Below are 17,532 nucleotides of genomic sequence, written 5' to 3'. Positions count from 1 at the left end.
TTTGTAACCCCTTCATTTTTCGGAGTTTTTCATGGCGATTGAGCGCACCCTGTCGATTATCAAGCCGGATGCCGTGGCCAAGAACGTTATCGGCCAGATCTACGCCCGTTTCGAAGCTGCTGGCCTGAAGGTCATCGCTGCCAAGATGGTGCACCTGTCGCGCGGCGAAGCCGAGCAGTTCTACGCTGTCCACAAGGAGCGCCCGTTCTTCAAGGACCTGGTCGACTTCATGGTTTCGGGCCCGGTCATGATCCAGGCTCTGGAAGGCGAGAACGCCATTGCCAAGAACCGTGAGCTGATGGGCGCCACCGACCCGAAGAAGGCCGACAAGGGCACCATCCGCGCCGACTTCGCCGACAGCATCGATGCCAACGCCGTGCACGGTTCGGACGCTGCTGAAACCGCCGCTGTGGAAGTTGCCTTCTTCTTCCCTGGCATGAACGTTTACAGCCGTTGATTGTCTGGTCTTCCACAAGCCTGGACTAAAACGGAAGTTGAGTTTGCCGTCATGAACGATCTCGTCAACCTGCTCGACCTGGATGCGGACGCGCTCACCGCCTATTGCGGAGAGCTCGGCGAGAAGCCGTTTCGTGCGCGGCAGCTGCAACGCTGGATCCACCAGTTCGGTGCCAGCCGTTTCGACGCCATGTCGGATCTCGCCAAGTCGCTGCGCGAAAAGCTCGCGACGCGCGCCGAGATCCGCTCGCCGGCCGTCATCACCGACCATTTGTCGGGTGACGGCACGCGCAAGTGGCTGCTCGATGTCGGCAACGGCAACGCAGTGGAGACGGTGTACATCCCCGAGGAAACGCGCGGCACGCTGTGCGTCTCCTCGCAGGCCGGATGCGCCGTCAACTGCCGGTTCTGCTCGACCGGCAAGCAGGGGTTTTCGCGCAACCTGACCACGGGCGAGATCATCGGCCAGCTCTGGATGGCGGAATTCGCCATGCGCGAGCAACTGGGCCGTGGTCCCAAAGATGACCGCGTCATCTCCAACGTGGTGATGATGGGCATGGGCGAGCCGCTGCTGAACTACGACCAGGTCGTCCCGGCCATGCGGCTGATGCTGGACGACAACGCGTATGGCCTGTCGCGCCGGCGCGTGACGCTGTCCACCTCTGGCGTGGTGCCGATGATGGACCGGTTGTCGAAAGACCTGCCGGTGGCCCTGGCGGTGTCGCTGCACGCGTCCAATGACGCCCTGCGCGACATGCTCGTGCCGCTGAACAAGAAGTATCCGCTGGCCGAGCTGATGGCGGCATGCCGCCGCTACCTCGAGTTCGCGCCGCGCGACTTCGTTACCTTCGAATACTGCATGCTGGATGGCGTCAATGACGGCGTCGAGCATGCGCGGGAGCTGTTGAAGCTGGTGGCCGACGTGCCTTGCAAGTTCAACCTGATCCCGTTCAATCCCTTCCCCGAATCGGGCCTGAAGCGCTCCAACAACGAACAGATCCGGCGCTTTGCGCAGGTGTTGATGGATGCCGGCATCGTGACCACGATCCGCAAGACGCGTGGCGACGATATCGACGCGGCGTGCGGCCAGCTGGCCGGGGAAGTCAAGGATCGCACCCGGCTTGCCGAGCGCGGCAAGTTCGGCAAGATCACGCCTTTGGTGCCGGTCGCCGCGACTGGCCAAGCTGGGGAGGCTCGCCCTGCATGATCCGTCTGATCGCTGCAGTCCTGCTGGGGCTGCTGATGTTGTCCGCCTGCCAGTTGCCGTCAGCGCCCACGCAGGATCTCCAGACCACTTCCGACCAGACCGATGCACGGCGCCGCGCCAGCATCCGGCTGCAGCTGGCCACGAATTACCTTGAAGCCGGCCAGAACAGCGTTGCACTCGACGAGGTGAAGCAGGCGATTGCCGCTGATCCGACCATGGCCGATGCCTACCATGTGCGGGCGCTGACCTACATGGCCATGAACGAGAAGGCGCTGGCCGACGACAGCTTCCGCACGGCGGTTTCGATGCGCGGCAACGATGGCGACCTGCTCAATAACTATGGCTGGTTCCTGTGCCAGGAAGGGCGTTATAGCGAGGCAGTCCCGGTGCTGGAGCGTGCGGTGTCCGCTCCCTCGGCGGGCGGGCCGGCCAAGCCGCTGATCAGCCTCGGCGCTTGTCAGATTCGCAATGGCGCGGGCGCTGACGCCGAAAAGAACCTCAAGGCGGCGCTTGGCTATGACCGGAACAACCCGGTCGCCAGCACCAACCTTGCGCTGGTCTACTACCGGCGCGGCGATCTGAAGCAGGCTCAGCAGTATGTCGAGCGTGTCAACAACGGTAAATTCGCAAGCGCGCAATCCCTCTGGCTGGGTGCGCGCATTGCGCGTCGTCAGGGCGACACGGCAGCGCAGGGTGCCCTGGTGGCACAGCTACGCCAACGTTTTCCCGACTCGCGCGAACTGAGCGCCTACGAACAAGGAGCATGGGATGAGTGAGCAAGAGCGCGCCGCAGGCCAGGCCGCTTCGACGGGACACGTCGGCGGTGGCGCGACAGATTCGGAACGTGAAGCCGTAGCGCGCGAAATCGGCGCGCTGCTGGCGCAGGCACGGGAATCGCAACGGCTGTCCGTCGAGGACGTGAGCGCCCGGCTGAAAGTCGCCGCGCCAAAGCTGGCAGCGGTCGAGGCCGGTGACCTGGCCGCGTTGCCGGACGTCACCTTTGCCAAGGGCGTGATGCGTGCCTATGCGCGTATCCTGCACGTCGACGTGGACGCCTCGCTCGCGCGCTTGCAGCCGCGACCGGTGCAGGTGACCGAGATGGCGCGCCAGCGCGAAGGCGGTATCAACCAGACGTTCGACGATCGCAGGCGCTTCGGCAGGCGCAGCGGCGCCGGCGCTGGCGGACGCTGGGTCTGGCTGGCGTTGGTCGTCGCAGGCTTGGCGGCGGGCGGCTGGTTCGGGCTCGATCATATGAAGCAATGGCTGGAAGCGCGCAACAGCGCAGCGCCAGCCGCGCACGTCGAAGCGCAGGAGCAGCCGGCTCAGACGTCCGAGTCCGGCACCGTGACGGCCGCTCTGCCGCCGGTCATGGCTGGCGCCGACTCTCCGGCTCCGTCCGAGGCGTTGCCTGCCAGCGCGCCGGCCGCAGCCGCCAGCAACGCTGCCGTGCCCGTAGCGGTTGCGGCGGTGGCCCCAGCCGCGACCGTGGAGCCGGCCGCGCCGGCCGCCGCGACGGCGCCCGCGACGGCTGGCTCGGCACAGGGTGAACTGCAGATCAAGTTCGCGTCCGACACGTGGTACGAGATCCGCGACCGCAACGGCAAGGTCGTGCTGGGCGGCACCGCCAAGGCCGGCCAGGAGGTCTCCGGCGGGGGCGCGGCACCGTACAAGGTGGTCATCGGCAACGTGAAGGGCGTGGAGTCGATGAGCCGCAACGGCACGCCGGTCGACCTGAAGGCGGCCAACCGCAACAACGTCGCGCGGCTGACCCTGCCCTGACGCCAGCCCGGCACCGCATCATTGCGAGGTGGTAACGCTATGAACGAACAGCTTTGTCTTCCGGTACTGCCCGGCCCGCTGCCGCGCCGCGAAACGCGCCAGGCGCGTATCGCATGGCGCGATAACATCGTCACGATCGGTGGCGGGGCGCCGGTGCGCGTGCAGTCGATGACGAATACGGACACCGTCGATGCCATCGGTACGGCCATCCAGGTCAAGGAGTTGGCGCGCGCGGGGTCGGAGATCGTGCGCATCACCGTCAATACGCCCGAGGCCGCCGCGGCCGTGCCGCACATTCGCGAGCAGCTCGACCGCATGGGCGTCGACGTGCCGCTGGTGGGTGACTTCCACTACAACGGCCACAAGCTGTTGCAGGACTATCCGGCTTGTGCCGAGGCGCTGTCGAAGTACCGCATCAATCCCGGTAATGTCGGGCAAGGTGCCAAGCGCGACACGCAGTTCGGCCAGATGATCGAGATGGCTTGCCGGTTCAACAAGCCGGTGCGCATCGGCGTCAACTGGGGCAGCCTGGACCAGGACCTGCTGGCGCGCATCATGGACGAGAACGCCGGCCGCGCCGAGCCCTGGCCCGCGCAAAGCGTGATGGTCGAGGCGCTGATCACCTCGGCGATCGACTCGGCGAAGAAGGCCGAGGAAATCGGCTTGCCGGGCAACCAGATCATCCTGTCGTGCAAGGTGTCGCAGGTGCAGGAGCTGATCGCGGTGTACCGCGAGCTGGCGCGCCGCTGCGACTATGCGCTGCATCTCGGGCTGACCGAGGCGGGCATGGGCAGCAAGGGCATCGTGGCCTCGACGGCGGCGCTGTCGGTGCTGCTCCAGGAAGGCATCGGCGATACCATCCGCATCTCGCTGACGCCGGAACCGGGCGCACCGCGCGAGAAGGAAGTCTATGTCGGGCAGGAAATCCTGCAGACCATGGGCATGCGCAACTTCACGCCGATGGTCATTGCGTGCCCGGGCTGCGGCCGTACGACCAGCACCGTGTTCCAGGAACTGGCGGCAAGCATCCAGGCCTACCTGCGCGAGCAGATGCCCCACTGGAAGACGGCCTATCCAGGTGTCGAAGAGATGGACGTGGCCGTGATGGGCTGCATCGTCAACGGTCCGGGCGAGAGCAAGCACGCGAATATCGGCATCTCGCTGCCGGGATCGGGCGAATCGCCGGCGGCGCCGGTGTTCGTGGATGGCGTCAAGGTCAAGACGCTGCGCGGCGAGCGTATCTCGGAAGAATTCCAGGCGATCGTCGACGAGTACGTTCGCACGCATTACGGCCCGGGCGCGGCGCGGGCAGAGAAGCAAGCGGTGGCCTGAGCCGGTTTGGACCGGCTCGACCCCCACCCCAGCACGATAACTACAGAATGACGCAAAACGAGAATCCGTCCGCGCAAAGCGGCGCCAAGACAGAAGAGAAAGTACGCCCGGCCAAGGCATTGCAGGGCGTGAAGGGCATGAACGACATGCTGCCGGCCGATGCCCCGTTGTGGGAGCATTTCGAGAACGCCGCGCGCGCGATGCTGCGTGCCTACGGCTACCAGCAGGTTCGCACGCCCATCGTCGAGCATACCCAGCTTTTCGTGCGTGGCATCGGCGAGGTGACGGACATTGTCGAGAAGGAAATGTATTCCTTCACCGATTCGCTGAACGGTGAGCAACTGACGCTGCGTCCGGAAGGCACCGCTGCCGCCGTGCGCGCCACCATCGAGCACAACCTGCTGTACGACGGCCCCAAGCGCCTGTGGTACACCGGCCCGATGTTCCGCCACGAGCGTCCGCAGCGCGGCCGCTATCGCCAGTTCCACCAGCTCGGCGCCGAGGCGCTGGGTTTCGCCGGGCCGGACGTGGATGCCGAGATCATCCTGATGTGCCAGCGCCTGTGGGATGACCTGGGCCTGGTGGGCGTGCGCCTGGAGATCAATTCGCTGGGGCAGGCCAACGAGCGTGCCGCGCATCGCGAAGAGCTGATCAAGTACCTGGAAGGGTTCAAGGAGATCCTGGACGAAGATGGCAAGCGCCGCCTGTACACCAATCCGCTGCGCGTGCTGGATACCAAGAATCCCGCGCTGCAGGAGATGGCGGCCAATGCGCCGAAGCTGATCGACTTTCTCGGTGAGGAATCGCTGGCTCACTTCGAAGGCGTGCAGCGCCTGCTCAAGGCCAACAACATTCCGTACAAGATCAACCCCCGCCTGGTGCGTGGGCTGGACTACTACAACCTGACGGTGTTCGAGTGGATCACCGACAAGCTCGGCGCGCAGGGCACCATTGCCGGTGGTGGCCGCTACGATCCGCTGATCGCGCAGATGGGCGGCAAGCCGGCGCCTGCCTGCGGCTGGGCCATGGGCATCGAGCGCATCATCGAGCTGATCCGTGAAGAAGGCGTGGTGCCGGATGCGGTGGGCTGCGATGTCTACCTCGTGCACCAGGGCGAGGCCGCGTCCCAGCAGGCCATGGTCGCCGCCGAGCGCCTGCGCGACGCCGGGCTGGACGTGGTCGTGCATGCCACGACCGACGGCAAGAGCGGCAGCTTCAAGTCGCAGATGAAACGTGCTGACGCGAGCGGCGCGGCGTATGCCGTGATCATCGGCGACGATGAAGTCGCTGCCGGCGTGGTGCAGGTGAAGGAACTTCGCCAGGCCGCGCAGGCCGAAGGCGGTGGCCAGCAGGCGCAGGTGCCGGCTGAAGGCCTGGTCGATTACCTGATCGACGCAATGGTCGGCGCGAGCGAATAACGTAGCGAGCCGCGGCCCGCGATATCTGTCCAGCAGGAAACGGAGGCCGCCCGGGCGGCCTTTGACCCCAACCCAAACGCAAGAGATTGCCTCGACATGGCATACGATCTGGAAGAGCAGGAACAGCTTGAAAACCTGAAGGCCTGGTGGCGTCAGTACGGCAATGCCCTGACGTGGCTCCTGATTGCCGCCCTGCTGGCGTTCGCCGCCTGGAACGGCTGGAAGTACTGGGAGCGCAAGCAGGCCTCCGAGGCGGCCGTGTTGTACGACCAGGTGGTCAAGGCCGCCGAAGGCCGCGATGCCGAGCGCGTCAAGCGCGCCGCCGGCGACCTCGAAGACAAGTTCGGCAAGACCGCGTATGGTCCGATGAGCGCGTTGGTGGCCGCCAAGGTGCTGTACGATGCGGGCGACCTCGCGGCTGCCAAGACGCAGCTGCAGTGGGCCATTGATCATGGCGACGGCGAGTACGCGCTGATCGCCCGCGTGCGCCTTGCCGGCGTGCTGCTCGACGAAAAGGCCTACGACAAGGGCCTGGCGCTGCTCAAGGACGAGCCGCCGGGACCGTTCGTCGCGCTGTATGCGGACCGCAAGGGCGATCTGTTGGCCGCGCAGGACAAGCGCGACGACGCGCGCGCGGCCTACCGCAAGGCGCTGGACAAGCTGGGCGCCGACGATCAGTCGATGCGCCAGATCATCCAGTTCAAGCTCGACGCGCTTGGCGCGGCCTGACCGAGTGCCGCTCTACGTGAAGGACATCCGCCACCAACCAATGCAGGATCCTAACCTTATGACGTCAATGCTCTCCGCTGCCGAACAACAAGGCGACTCGCGCCGCAAGATTGCCCGTGCGTTCGTCGCCGGCGCCTGCCTTGTGGCGCTGGGCGGTTGCTCGCTGTTCAGCAAGGAGAACAAGCATCCGCCGGCCGAACTGAAGCCGGTGTCGGCGACGCTGTCCGTGCGTCAGGCCTGGAAGGCGGATGTCGGCAAGAGCGGCCCGTATGCGCTGCAGCCGGCCGCGGCCGGCAACAACGTGTACGTGTCGGCCAACAATGGCAACATCATGGCGCTGGACGGGGCCACCGGCCGTACGCTGTGGAAGGCCAAGACCGATGTCGACATCACCACCGGTCCGGGCAGTGACGGGTCCGTGACGGCGGTGGCAGGCGAGAAGGGCGCGGTCTACGCCTTCGACACCAGCGGCAAGCAGATCTGGAAAAAGCAGGTCAACGGCGAAGTCCTGTCGGCGCCGCTGGTCGGCAACGGCGTGGTGGTGGTGCGCACTACCGATACGCGGGTGCTCGCGCTGGACGCCCAGACTGGTGAACGGCGCTGGATCTACCAGCGTTCGCAGACGCCGCTGAACCTGCGCGCCGCCATGGGCATGGTGTTCGCCGGTGACGGCATAGTCATGGGCTTCCCCGGCGGCAAGCTGGGCGTCCTGACGCCGGGCAATGGCGTGCTTCGCTGGGAGAGCGCGGTATCGTATCCGAAGGGTGTTTCGGAGATCGAGCGCCTGAACGATGTCACCGGCCAGCCCATGGTCAGCGGCCGCCAGGTTTGCGCCACGACCTTCCAGGGCCGTATCGCCTGCCTGGAACTGGCCAGCGGCCAGCCGCAATGGGGCAAGGATTTCTCGTCGCCGACCGGCCTCGCCCAGGATGACAATGCCATCTATGCCAGCGACGAACAGTCCGTGGTATTTGCATTCGATCGCCAGAACGGCAACGAGCGCTGGAAGAACAACGAACTGCGCTATCGCCGCCTCGGCGCGCCCTTGGTGCTGGGCCGCTCGGTGGTGATGGGCGACTTCGAAGGCTATGTGCACTTCCTCTCGCGAGACGATGGCACCGAAGTGGCGCGCATGAAGACCGATGGCAGCGCCATCAGCGCCGCGCCGGTGGTGGCAGGACAGACGCTGGTCGTCCAGACCCGCGACGGCGACGTCTACGGCTACGTGCCGGACTGAGCCATCGATGGCAGCGCAGGCCGTACACCTGTCGGTACGGGCTGCGCCAATTCCGGTAGCATGATCCCTGGTCGTGCGGCGAAATACGGAGCGGGCCCTGGGGCTACGTTCCACCCGACAGGAGAAGCGGCTGGCCATGCATTTATTGCATGAGGCGCCGTCGGATCAACTGACTCCGGAGTTCCAGGGGGGCGGCAGGTGCCGGCCCCCGTTTCCGTTTATTGCATGAAACCAGTTATTGCACTTGTCGGCCGCCCGAACGTCGGGAAGTCGACGCTATTCAACCGCATGACCCGGTCGCGCGACGCGCTTGTCGCCGACCTGCCGGGCCTGACGCGCGACCGCCACTACGGCGAAGGGCGTATTGGCGAACGTCCCTTCATTGCGATCGATACCGGCGGTTTCGAGCCGGTGGTCAAGGAAGGCATCGTCGCCGAGATGGCCAAGCAGACCAAGCAGGCCGTGGTCGAGGCGGACGTGGTCATCTTCATTGTCGACGGCAGGCTGGGCCTGGCGCCGCAAGATCGCGCCATCGCGGACTACCTGCGCAAGACCGGCCGGCGGGTGATGCTGGCCGTCAACAAGGCCGAGGGCATGAAGTACACCTCGGTTGCGGCCGATTTCTACGAACTCGGCATGGGCGATCCCTATGCGATCTCGGCGGCGCACGGCGACGGCGTTCGCGAGCTCGTGGACGAAGCGCTGCAACTGGCGATTCAGGAGCGTCCGGAGCTGGCCGAGGAAGAGGACGACAGCGGCAAGGGCGTGAAGATCGCCATCGTCGGCCGTCCGAACGTCGGCAAGTCGACGCTCGTGAATACGCTGATCGGCGAGGAGCGCGTGATTGCGTTCGACATGCCCGGCACCACGCGCGACGCCATCTACGTGGAGTTCGAGCGTGGCGGCAAGCCGTACACGCTGATCGACACGGCGGGCCTGCGGCGGCGCGGCAAGGTGTTCGAAGCGATCGAGAAGTTCTCGGTGGTCAAGACGCTGCAGTCGATCGCCGACGCCAACGTCGTGATCCTGCTGCTCGACGCGCAACAGGATATTTCCGACCAGGATGCCCATATCGCCGGCTTTATCGTCGAGTCCGGCCGAGCGCTGGTAGTGGGCGTCAACAAGTGGGATGGTCTCGATGGGCATACCCGCGATCGCATCAAGCATGACCTCGAGCGCAAGCTGCAATTCCTGAGCTTCGCCAATTTCCACTTCGTGTCTGCGCGGGAACGCACAGGCATTGGCGCCCTGATGCGTTCGGTCGACGACGCCTATGCCGCGGCCATGGTCAAACTGCCCACGCCGCAGCTCACGCGCGTGTTGCAGGAAGCGGTGGAGTTCCAGCAGCCCAAGCGCGCCGGCGTATCGCGGCCGAAGCTGCGCTACGCGCACCAGGGCGGATCCAACCCGCCGATCATCGTGATCCACGGCAACGCCTTGTCGAGCGTTTCCGAGACCTACCGGCGCTACCTGGAAAACCGCTACCGCGCGGCGTTCAAGTTGAAGGGCACCCCTCTTCGCATTGAATTTCGCACGAACAAAAACCCGTATGCGGACTCGAAAGACTGAGTTCCGGGCGAGTGCATGGCGAGGCAAGTTTTCGTTTGCGTTCGTTTGGAACTGCGGCTAAATTTGCGTAAGCAGGGGGTTCTCTGCGCGCTGATGCCGCTTTGGTACTGTTTTTGATCTTTTTTCTGGCGCGAGCTTGCGCCGCATGACTTGAACCGGGGACTTTCGTCCCCATTAATCACCACTAAACCTATAAATTTGGAGTGTGCCATGAGCAACAAAGGGCAACTGCTACAAGACCCGTTCCTGAACGCGCTGCGCAAAGAGCACGTGCCGGTTTCCATCTATCTCGTCAATGGCATCAAGCTGCAAGGCAACATCGAATCGTTCGACCAGTATGTCGTGCTGCTGCGTAACACCGTGACGCAGATGGTCTACAAGCATGCAATTTCCACCGTCGTCCCGGCTCGCGCGGTCAATTTCCGCGTGGATGATTCGACCGAAGGCTGATCTTCCCGGGGGCCGCAAGTCGTTGCGGCCCTCGACAGCCGGCATCGCGCACACGCCACCCGACGTTGCGGCGGTGCCGGCCTCCGGTTCGCGCATGCGGCCGGCTCGCGGTGAACCGGACTGGCTGCCTGCCATGCCGGCGCCTCAATCGCGCAAGGGAGCGCGTGCCTGTACCGGCCCGCTCCCGTCTCAGAATCCGGCCAGTTCCGGCCATCTTCCCAAAACCGTCTTTCTTCGCGCGTAGCGCCGCCCGCTTGGATCCCAGAGCTACCTCCAACACCGAACCGTCACGTGCCATTCTCGTTGGCGTGGATTTCGGCAAGCACGACTTTCAGGAAAGCCTGAGCGAACTTGCCCTGTTGACCACCACCGCAGGCTCCATGCCGGTGCATACGCTGACCGGCAAGCGCTCGCGGCCGGACCCTGCGCTGTTCATTGGCTCGGGCAAGGCCGAGGAGCTGAAGGAGGCCGCCGATGCGCTGGATGCCGACATCGTGGTGTTCAACCATGCCCTGAGCCCGGCGCAGCAACGTAACCTGGAGCGCTTTCTCCAGCGCCATGTGATCGACCGTACCGGCCTGATCCTGGATATCTTTGCCCAGCGCGCCCAGAGCCATGTGGGCAAGGTGCAGGTGGAGCTGGCGCAGGTCCAGTACCAGGCATCGCGCCTGGTTCGTGCGTGGAGTCACCTGGAGCGGCAGAAGGGCGGTATCGGCATGCGCGGCGGACCTGGCGAGCGCCAGCTCGAACTGGACCGCCGCATGCTCGATACCCGGGCCAAGCGGCTGAAGACCGACCTTGCCCGGCTGCAGCGGCAGCACAGCACGCAGCGGCGTGCCCGTGCGCGCAACGAGACCTTGAGCATCTCGCTGGTCGGCTATACCAACGCGGGCAAGTCGACGCTGTTCAATGCCTTGACCAAGGCCGGCGCCTATGCGGCCAACCAGCTCTTCGCGACGCTCGATACCACGTCGCGCCGGATGTTCCTGGACGGGCTCGGCAACGTGGTGCTGTCCGATACGGTCGGCTTTATCCGCGACCTGCCTACCCAGCTTGTCGAGGCGTTCCGCGCGACACTCGACGAAACCGTGCACGCCGATCTCCTGCTGCATGTCGTGGACGCCTCGAGTACGGTGCGTCACGAGCAGATCGAGCAGGTGAACCGGGTGCTGGCGGAAATCGACGCCTCCGGAATTCCGCAGATCGTCGTGATGAACAAGATCGATGCGGCGCCGGAATTGCAGGAGCAGGGCGCGCGTATCGAGCGCGACGAAAACGGCGTGCCGACGCGCGTGTTTCTGAGCGCCCGCGAGGGCGTGGGCCTGGACGCGTTGCGGCAGTCCATCGTCGAAGTCGCGCAGTGGCTGGCAAACCAGCCGCCTGAACCGGCGCCGTTCGATCCGCGGCTATCGGAGCAGGGCCCGCGCGTGGAAGATGACGAATTTGACAGGGACGAGGGGCGCGATCCCGATGATCGCGTCCAGTCCTGAGCCATTTCGGCGAGATTCGGGCCGGTTTGCGCGATTTGGCCAAAAGTGGCGCAGATGACTGCTAGAATCCCCCAGTTACAAACTTCCCCGGACCCGTGCACTTCATGCCCCAGTTCTCCCGGAATCCTGAATCGAGCCAGCCCCCGGGCGGCCGCTTTCCGCTGCATGCGGGATGGCAGCGCCTGCGCGCAATCTTCTCGCTGAACGATCCTCGCTGGGGACGCGACGGCCAGGATGAGGATGACAAGGACAGCCGCGGGAACGACCGTGATGCGAACCGTCAGCACCAGCGGCCGCAGGATGGTCCGCCCGATCTCGACGAGCTCTGGCGCGACTTCAACCGGCGCCTGAACGGGCTGCTCGGACGCAAGGAGAACGGCGGTGGCGGCAACCAGGGCCTCGGCGGCCCGCGCGTGCCGGGCAAGGGCTCGGGCGTCGGTGTTGGCGTAGTGGTGGCCGCCGTGGTGGGTATCTGGCTGGCCAGCGGTTTCTTCATGGTGCAGGAAGGCCAGACCGCGGTGATCCTGCAGTTCGGCAAGTTCAAGTATTCGACGGGTCCCGGTATCAACTGGCGCCTGCCCTGGCCGATTCAATCGGCCGAAGTCGTCAACCTGTCGGCCGTGCGTTCGGTGGAGGTGGGCCGCTCCACGTCCATCAAGGACAGCAACCTGAAAGACTCGTCGATGCTGACGCAGGATGAGAACATCATCGACGTCCGCTTCACGGTCCAGTACTCCATCCAGGACGCCAGCGAGTTCCTGTTCTTCAACAAGACCGATCGTGGCGGCGACGAGGAACTCGTGACGCAGGCCGCCGAAACCTCGGTGCGCGAGATCGTCGGCCGCAACAAGATGGATGCGGTGCTGTACGAGAATCGCGAGCAGATCGCGCAGGGGCTGGCCAAATCGATCCAGTCGATCCTGACCGCGTACAAGACGGGTATCCGTGTCATCTCGGTCAACGTGCAGAGCGTGCAGCCGCCCGAGCAGGTGCAGGCCGCGTTCGATGACGTGAACAAGGCCAGCCAGGACCGCGAGCGCGCGATCAGCGAAGGCCAGGCCTATGCGAACGACGTGATTCCGCGCGCCAAGGGTACGGCCGCGCGGCTGAAGGAAGAATCCGAAGCCTACCGCGCCCGCGTGGTGGCGCAGGCCGAGGGTGATGCTTCTCGGTTCCGCTCGGTGCAGGGCGAATACGCCAAGGCACCGCAGGTGACGCGCGACCGCATCTATATCGAGACCATGCAGCAGATCTACGCCAATTCGACCAAGGTGCTCGTGGATGCGCGCCAGGGCAGCAACCTCCTGTATCTCCCGCTCGACAAGCTGATGGCGCAAGCCCAGGCAGATAACCGCGGCACGGCGTCGCCATCCCAGCCGGCCAGCAGTGCCGGCACGCAGGCTCCGGCGCAGGATTCGGCTGCCGATATCCGGTCGCGTGAATCCCTGCGCAACCGTGACCGCGATTCGCGTTGAGGAGACCGTCATGAACCGACTGATTTCCTTCGCGATTGGCGCTTTCATCCTGCTGGCCGTGGCATCTTCGATGATGTTCGTGGTGGACCAGCGCCAGTACGCCGTGGTGTTCGCCTTTGGCGAGATCAAGCAGGTCGTGCGCGAGCCGGGCCTGCACTTCAAGCTGCCGCCGCCGCTGCAAAACGTGGTGTTCATGGACCGCCGCCTGCAGACCATCGACGTTGCGGCCAGCGAGCGTTTCCTGACCGCCGAGAAGAAGAGCATGGTGGTGGACTGGTTCGTCAAATGGCGCATTACGGAGCCGCGCAAGTTCTACGTCGCCTTTGGCGGTAATGTGCGCGGTGCCCAGGACCGCATGACCCAGCGTATCGACGCCGTGGCACGCGAGGAGTTCGGCAAGCGCACCGTGGCCGACGTGGTCGCAGGCGAGCGCGAGAAGGTCATGCAGAACATTCGCGCCGGCATGGCCGAGTACGCGCAGTCGGTCGGCGTGGAAATCCTCGACGTGCGCCTGAAGCGCGTGGATCTGCTGCCGGCCATCAGCGAATCGGTGTACCGCCGCATGGAAGCCGAGCGCAAGCGCGTGGCCAACGAGTTGCGTTCGACCGGCGCGGCCGAGGGCGAGAAGATTCGCGCCGATGCCGACCGCCAGCGCGAGGTGGTACTGGCCGAAGCCTATCGCGATGCGCAGGTGATCAAGGGTGAAGGCGATGCCAAGTCGTCGCAGATCTATGCGGATGCCTTTGGCAAGGATCCCCAGTTCGCCCAGTTCTGGCGCAGCATGGAAGCCTATCGCAATACCTTCCGCGACAAGCGCGACATCATGGTGCTGGAGCCGAATTCGGACTTCTTCCGCTATATGCGCTCGAGCGGCGGCGCCGCGGCGCCGGCGGCTAGCGGTGCGTCCGGAGGGCGGCGCTAGCGAGACCGCTGAAATTGTGGCGAGTTGACAAAACCCCGGCTTGCCGGGGTTTTGTCCGGCTGGAGGTCCGTGTCTGAAGTGACGGCGCGGACGCGCGCGGCCGTATCCGATTCGCCGGGTGTGCAGGCTGGGGCCTGCTCGCAAACGTGTCATACAGAGAAGAGATTCATCATGTCCAACCATTGGCTGCTGCCAGAAAACATTGCCGACGTCCTGCCGTCGGAGGCCCGCAAGATCGAGGAATTGCGCCGCCGCATGCTGGACCTGTTCCGCACCTACGGCTATGAACTGGTCATGCCGCCGATGCTGGAGTACCTGGAGTCGCTGCTGACCGGAACCGGGCATGACCTGGACCTGCGCACGCTCAAGCTGGTGGACCAGTTGTCCGGCCGCACGATGGGCCTGCGCGCCGATATCACGCCGCAGGTCGCCCGCATCGACGCGCACCTGCTGAACCGGCCCGGCGTGACGCGCCTGTGCTATGCGGGCAACGTCCTGCATGCGCGCCCGGCTGGGTTCCATGCCACCCGCGAGCCGATTCAGGTCGGCACGGAAATCTATGGCCACGCGGGCCTGGAGGCCGATGTCGAGATCCAGGAGCTGATGCTGGCTGCGCTGCAGGCGGCGGGGCTGTCGGATATCCGCATCGACCTGTGCCATGCTGGCATCCTGGAGGCGCTGCTGGAAGGCCTGCCTTCGATCCGAAAGATCGAAGATGCCCTGTTCGCGGCGCTGGAAACCAAGGACAGTTCGGCCCTGCGCGAAATCACGCAAGGCATGCCCCAGACCGAGCGCGACGCTCTGCTGGCGCTGCCGACGCTGTACGGTGGCGTCGAAGTCCTCGACCGCGCGCGCGCCACGCTGCCCGCCAGCCCGGCGATCGGGCGCGCACTGGATGAGCTCGCGGCATTGGCGACGCAGGTGCGCGGCGCCAGCGTCAACGTCGACCTGTCCGATCTGCGCGGCTACCACTATCACAGCGGTGTGATGTTTACGGCGTATGTGGCGGGGCTTCCAAACTATGTGGCGCGGGGCGGCCGCTATGACAAGGTTGGCGAGGCCTTTGGCCGCGCGCGTCCGGCCACCGGCTTTTCGCTGGACCTGCGCGAGGTGGCTGCACTGTCACCCATTGAAGTGCGTGCCCAGGCAGTTTTCGCACCTTGGGATGCGGATCCGGCGCTTCGTGCCGCGATCGTCGCGCTGCGGGCCGCCGGGGAGATCGTGATCCAGTCGCTGCCCGGGCATACCAATGAACTCGACGAGTTCAATTGCGACCGTCAACTCGTGCGCCAGGATGCTGGCTGGGTTGTTGTGCCGCGCTGAGCCTTGATACCGGTCATTTGCCCAAAAAGCGAGAATCGACCGGCAACGAGAGTAGAATACGTTTTTAACCTATTGACCAAAGCAATATGTCCGCATCCGCAGTAGGCCAGGGACGCAACGTCGTCGTGATCGGCACCCAGTGGGGTGACGAAGGCAAAGGAAAAATCGTCGATTGGCTTACCGACCATGCAAAGGGCGTGGTGCGGTTCCAGGGCGGCCACAACGCTGGCCACACCCTGATCATCGGCGGCAAGAAGACCATCCTGCGATTGATCCCGTCGGGGATCATGCGCGAAGGCACGGTCTGCTACATCGGCAACGGTGTGGTGCTGTCGCCCGAAGCCCTGTTCCACGAAATCGAAGAACTCGAATCCGCTGGCCTGGAAGTGCAGAAGCGTCTGCGCATCTCGGAAGCGGCGACGCTGATCCTGCCGTACCACGTGGCCATCGACAAGGCGCGCGAAGCACGCCGCGGCGCCGCCAAGATCGGCACGACTGGCCGTGGCATCGGTCCCGCCTATGAAGACAAGGTGGCTCGCCGCGCGCTGCGCGTGCAGGACCTGTTCGATCCGAAGCAATTCGCCGAGCGCCTGCGCGAAAACCTGGACTTCCACAACTTCATGCTGACGCAGTACCTCGGTGCGGAAGCCGTGGACTACCAGCAGACGCTCGACGCCGCGCTAGCCTTCGCGCCGCGCCTGGCGCCGATGGTCGCGGACGTGTCGGCCGAGCTCTACGCGGTCAATGCCGCCGGTGGCAACCTGATGTTCGAGGGCGCGCAAGGCACGCTGCTCGACGTGGACCACGGCACGTACCCGTACGTCACCTCCAGCAACTGCGTGGCTGGTGCGGCTGCCGCAGGGGCCGGCGTGGGACCGGGTCGCCTGAACTACATCCTGGGCATCACCAAGGCATACTGCACGCGCGTTGGTGCGGGTCCGTTCCCGAGCGAGCTGTACGACAACGACAATCCCGCTCGCCAGGATCCCGTCGGCGTGCGGCTTGCCAACGTCGGCAAGGAATTCGGCTCGGTGACTGGCCGTCCGCGCCGCACCGGCTGGCTGGATGCCGCCGCGCTCAAGCGCTCGGTGCAGATCAACGGTGTCTCGGGCCTGTGCCTGACCAAGCTCGACGTGCTCGATGGCCTGGAAAGCATCGGCCTGTGCGTGGGCTACAAGCTCGATGGCAAGACCGTGGACATCCTGCCGCGCGGTTCGGATGCCGTGGCGCGCTGCGAACCGGTCTACGAAGAGTTCCCTGGCTGGAACGAGTCGACCTTCGGCGTGAAGTCGTGGGACGCGCTGCCGGAAGCCGCACGCAACTACCTGAAGCGCGTGGAGGAAGTGGTCGGCATTCCGATCGACATGATTTCGACCGGCCCGGATCGCGACGAGACGATCCTGCTGCGTCATCCGTACCTGGCCTGACCCGGCGTACACAGGTTGCCAAGGCCGCGCGCCACAAGCGCAGCGGCTCAGCAATAACAAATCGGCCCGCGCAAGCGGGCCGAGCCATATCGGTCAACCGACCAGAAGAACAAGCGAGTCAATCATGAATCAGCCAACAAACGACGATGAGAACCTGTGGGTATCCTGGGATGAATACCATCGCCTGATCGCACGTCTGTCGCTGAACGTGCACGAGTCGGGCTGGAAGTTCGACAAGATCCTGTGCCTGGCGCGCGGTGGCCTGCGCGTGGGCGACCAGATGTCGCGCATCTTCGATGTGCCGCTGGCCATCCTGGCAACCAGCAGCTACCGCGAGGCCGCGGGCACCCTGCAAGGCGATCTCGATATCGCGCAGTACATCACCATGACGCGCGGCGAGCTCGCCGGCAAGATCCTGCTGGTGGACGATCTGGTCGATTCAGGGGTGACTCTGGAGCGCGTGGGGCGGCATCTGAAAGAGCGCTATCCCGCCGTGACGGAAGTCCGTTCCGCGGTGCTCTGGTACAAGGACTGCTCCAAGGTCAAGCCTGACTACCACGTGACCTTCCTGCCGTCGAACCCCTGGATTCACCAGCCGTTCGAGGAATACGACACGCTGCGCCCGCATAACCTTGCAGCCTGGCTCAAGCGCGGCAAGCGCGCGCCGGAAGACGGCACGCAAGGCTGACGCCGTCGTGAAACAGGCGGCCCCGCCCAA

At 64.9% G+C, this 17,532-nt stretch carries 16 protein-coding genes; all 16 read left to right on the top strand.

Going from position 1 to position 17,532, the window contains the following annotated elements:
- The first annotated feature begins 31 nt into the window (after window positions 1-31).
- The 16 genes from ndk (at window position 32) to AC3FKG_RS12115 (ending at window position 17,502) form a co-directional block, all read left to right on the top strand.
- A complete protein-coding gene (gene ndk, locus AC3FKG_RS12190; protein WP_483708476.1) occupies window positions 32-457 on the top strand; it encodes a nucleoside-diphosphate kinase in 426 nt (141 codons plus the stop codon).
- Window positions 458-508: 51 nt separating this feature from the next.
- Window positions 509-1,663, top strand: coding sequence for a dual-specificity RNA methyltransferase RlmN (gene rlmN, locus AC3FKG_RS12185; RefSeq protein ID WP_483708475.1), 1,155 nt, complete (start codon window positions 509-511; stop codon window positions 1,661-1,663).
- Complete coding sequence (pilW, locus tag AC3FKG_RS12180; RefSeq protein WP_483708473.1) at window positions 1,660-2,439, top strand: type IV pilus biogenesis/stability protein PilW; 780 nt, start codon at window positions 1,660-1,662, stop codon at window positions 2,437-2,439. The genes rlmN and pilW overlap by 4 nt, the downstream gene beginning before the upstream one ends.
- The gene (locus tag AC3FKG_RS12175; protein WP_488743199.1) at window positions 2,432-3,442 is read left to right on the top strand and encodes a RodZ domain-containing protein; all 1,011 of its coding nucleotides are present in this window, start codon (window positions 2,432-2,434) and stop codon (window positions 3,440-3,442) included. Before pilW ends, AC3FKG_RS12175 begins: the two co-directional genes overlap by 8 nt.
- Before the next feature lie 39 nt (window positions 3,443-3,481).
- Window positions 3,482-4,774 (top strand): flavodoxin-dependent (E)-4-hydroxy-3-methylbut-2-enyl-diphosphate synthase, encoded by a 1,293-nt coding sequence (ispG, locus tag AC3FKG_RS12170; RefSeq protein WP_483708470.1) that lies wholly within the window; start codon window positions 3,482-3,484, stop codon window positions 4,772-4,774.
- A 47-nt stretch (window positions 4,775-4,821) separates the two neighbouring features.
- A complete protein-coding gene (gene hisS, locus AC3FKG_RS12165; RefSeq protein WP_488743198.1) occupies window positions 4,822-6,192 on the top strand; it encodes a histidine--tRNA ligase in 1,371 nt (456 codons plus the stop codon).
- Between the two features lie 96 nt (window positions 6,193-6,288).
- Window positions 6,289-6,921 carry a tetratricopeptide repeat protein gene (locus AC3FKG_RS12160; RefSeq protein WP_488743197.1) on the top strand — a complete coding sequence of 211 codons (633 nt, stop codon included), beginning with the start codon at window positions 6,289-6,291 and terminating at the stop codon, window positions 6,919-6,921.
- A 67-nt stretch (window positions 6,922-6,988) separates the two neighbouring features.
- Window positions 6,989-8,158, top strand: a complete 1,170-nt coding sequence (bamB, locus tag AC3FKG_RS12155; RefSeq protein WP_483711504.1) for an outer membrane protein assembly factor BamB — start codon at window positions 6,989-6,991, stop codon at window positions 8,156-8,158.
- 225 nt (window positions 8,159-8,383) lie between these two features.
- Entirely contained in the window at window positions 8,384-9,727 is a 1,344-nt protein-coding gene (gene der / locus AC3FKG_RS12150) for a ribosome biogenesis GTPase Der (protein WP_483708467.1), read from the top strand.
- 210 nt (window positions 9,728-9,937) lie between these two features.
- Window positions 9,938-10,177 (top strand): RNA chaperone Hfq, encoded by a 240-nt coding sequence (hfq, locus tag AC3FKG_RS12145; RefSeq protein WP_238263859.1) that lies wholly within the window; start codon window positions 9,938-9,940, stop codon window positions 10,175-10,177.
- Between the two features lie 254 nt (window positions 10,178-10,431).
- A complete protein-coding gene (gene hflX / locus AC3FKG_RS12140; protein WP_483708466.1) occupies window positions 10,432-11,667 on the top strand; it encodes a GTPase HflX in 1,236 nt (411 codons plus the stop codon).
- A gap of 104 nt (window positions 11,668-11,771) precedes the next feature.
- Window positions 11,772-13,142 carry an FtsH protease activity modulator HflK gene (hflK, locus tag AC3FKG_RS12135; RefSeq protein WP_488743196.1) on the top strand — a complete coding sequence of 457 codons (1,371 nt, stop codon included), beginning with the start codon at window positions 11,772-11,774 and terminating at the stop codon, window positions 13,140-13,142.
- 10 nt (window positions 13,143-13,152) lie between these two features.
- Window positions 13,153-14,064, top strand: coding sequence for a protease modulator HflC (hflC, locus tag AC3FKG_RS12130; RefSeq protein ID WP_483708464.1), 912 nt, complete (start codon window positions 13,153-13,155; stop codon window positions 14,062-14,064).
- A 171-nt stretch (window positions 14,065-14,235) separates the two neighbouring features.
- Complete coding sequence (locus AC3FKG_RS12125) at window positions 14,236-15,387, top strand: ATP phosphoribosyltransferase regulatory subunit (RefSeq protein WP_483708462.1); 1,152 nt, start codon at window positions 14,236-14,238, stop codon at window positions 15,385-15,387.
- Window positions 15,388-15,473: 86 nt separating this feature from the next.
- Complete coding sequence (locus tag AC3FKG_RS12120) at window positions 15,474-16,814, top strand: adenylosuccinate synthase (RefSeq protein WP_483708461.1); 1,341 nt, start codon at window positions 15,474-15,476, stop codon at window positions 16,812-16,814.
- Between the two features lie 124 nt (window positions 16,815-16,938).
- Window positions 16,939-17,502: a phosphoribosyltransferase gene (locus tag AC3FKG_RS12115; protein WP_483708460.1), complete on the top strand. Its 564-nt coding sequence runs from the start codon at window positions 16,939-16,941 to the stop codon at window positions 17,500-17,502.
- The last annotated feature ends 30 nt before the right edge of the window (window positions 17,503-17,532 follow it).

The organism is Cupriavidus sp. 22TCCZM04-2 (assembly GCF_057798895.1).
The sequence above is the reverse complement of the archived record's forward strand: the minus strand, read 5'-3'. Positions and strand labels throughout refer to the sequence as shown.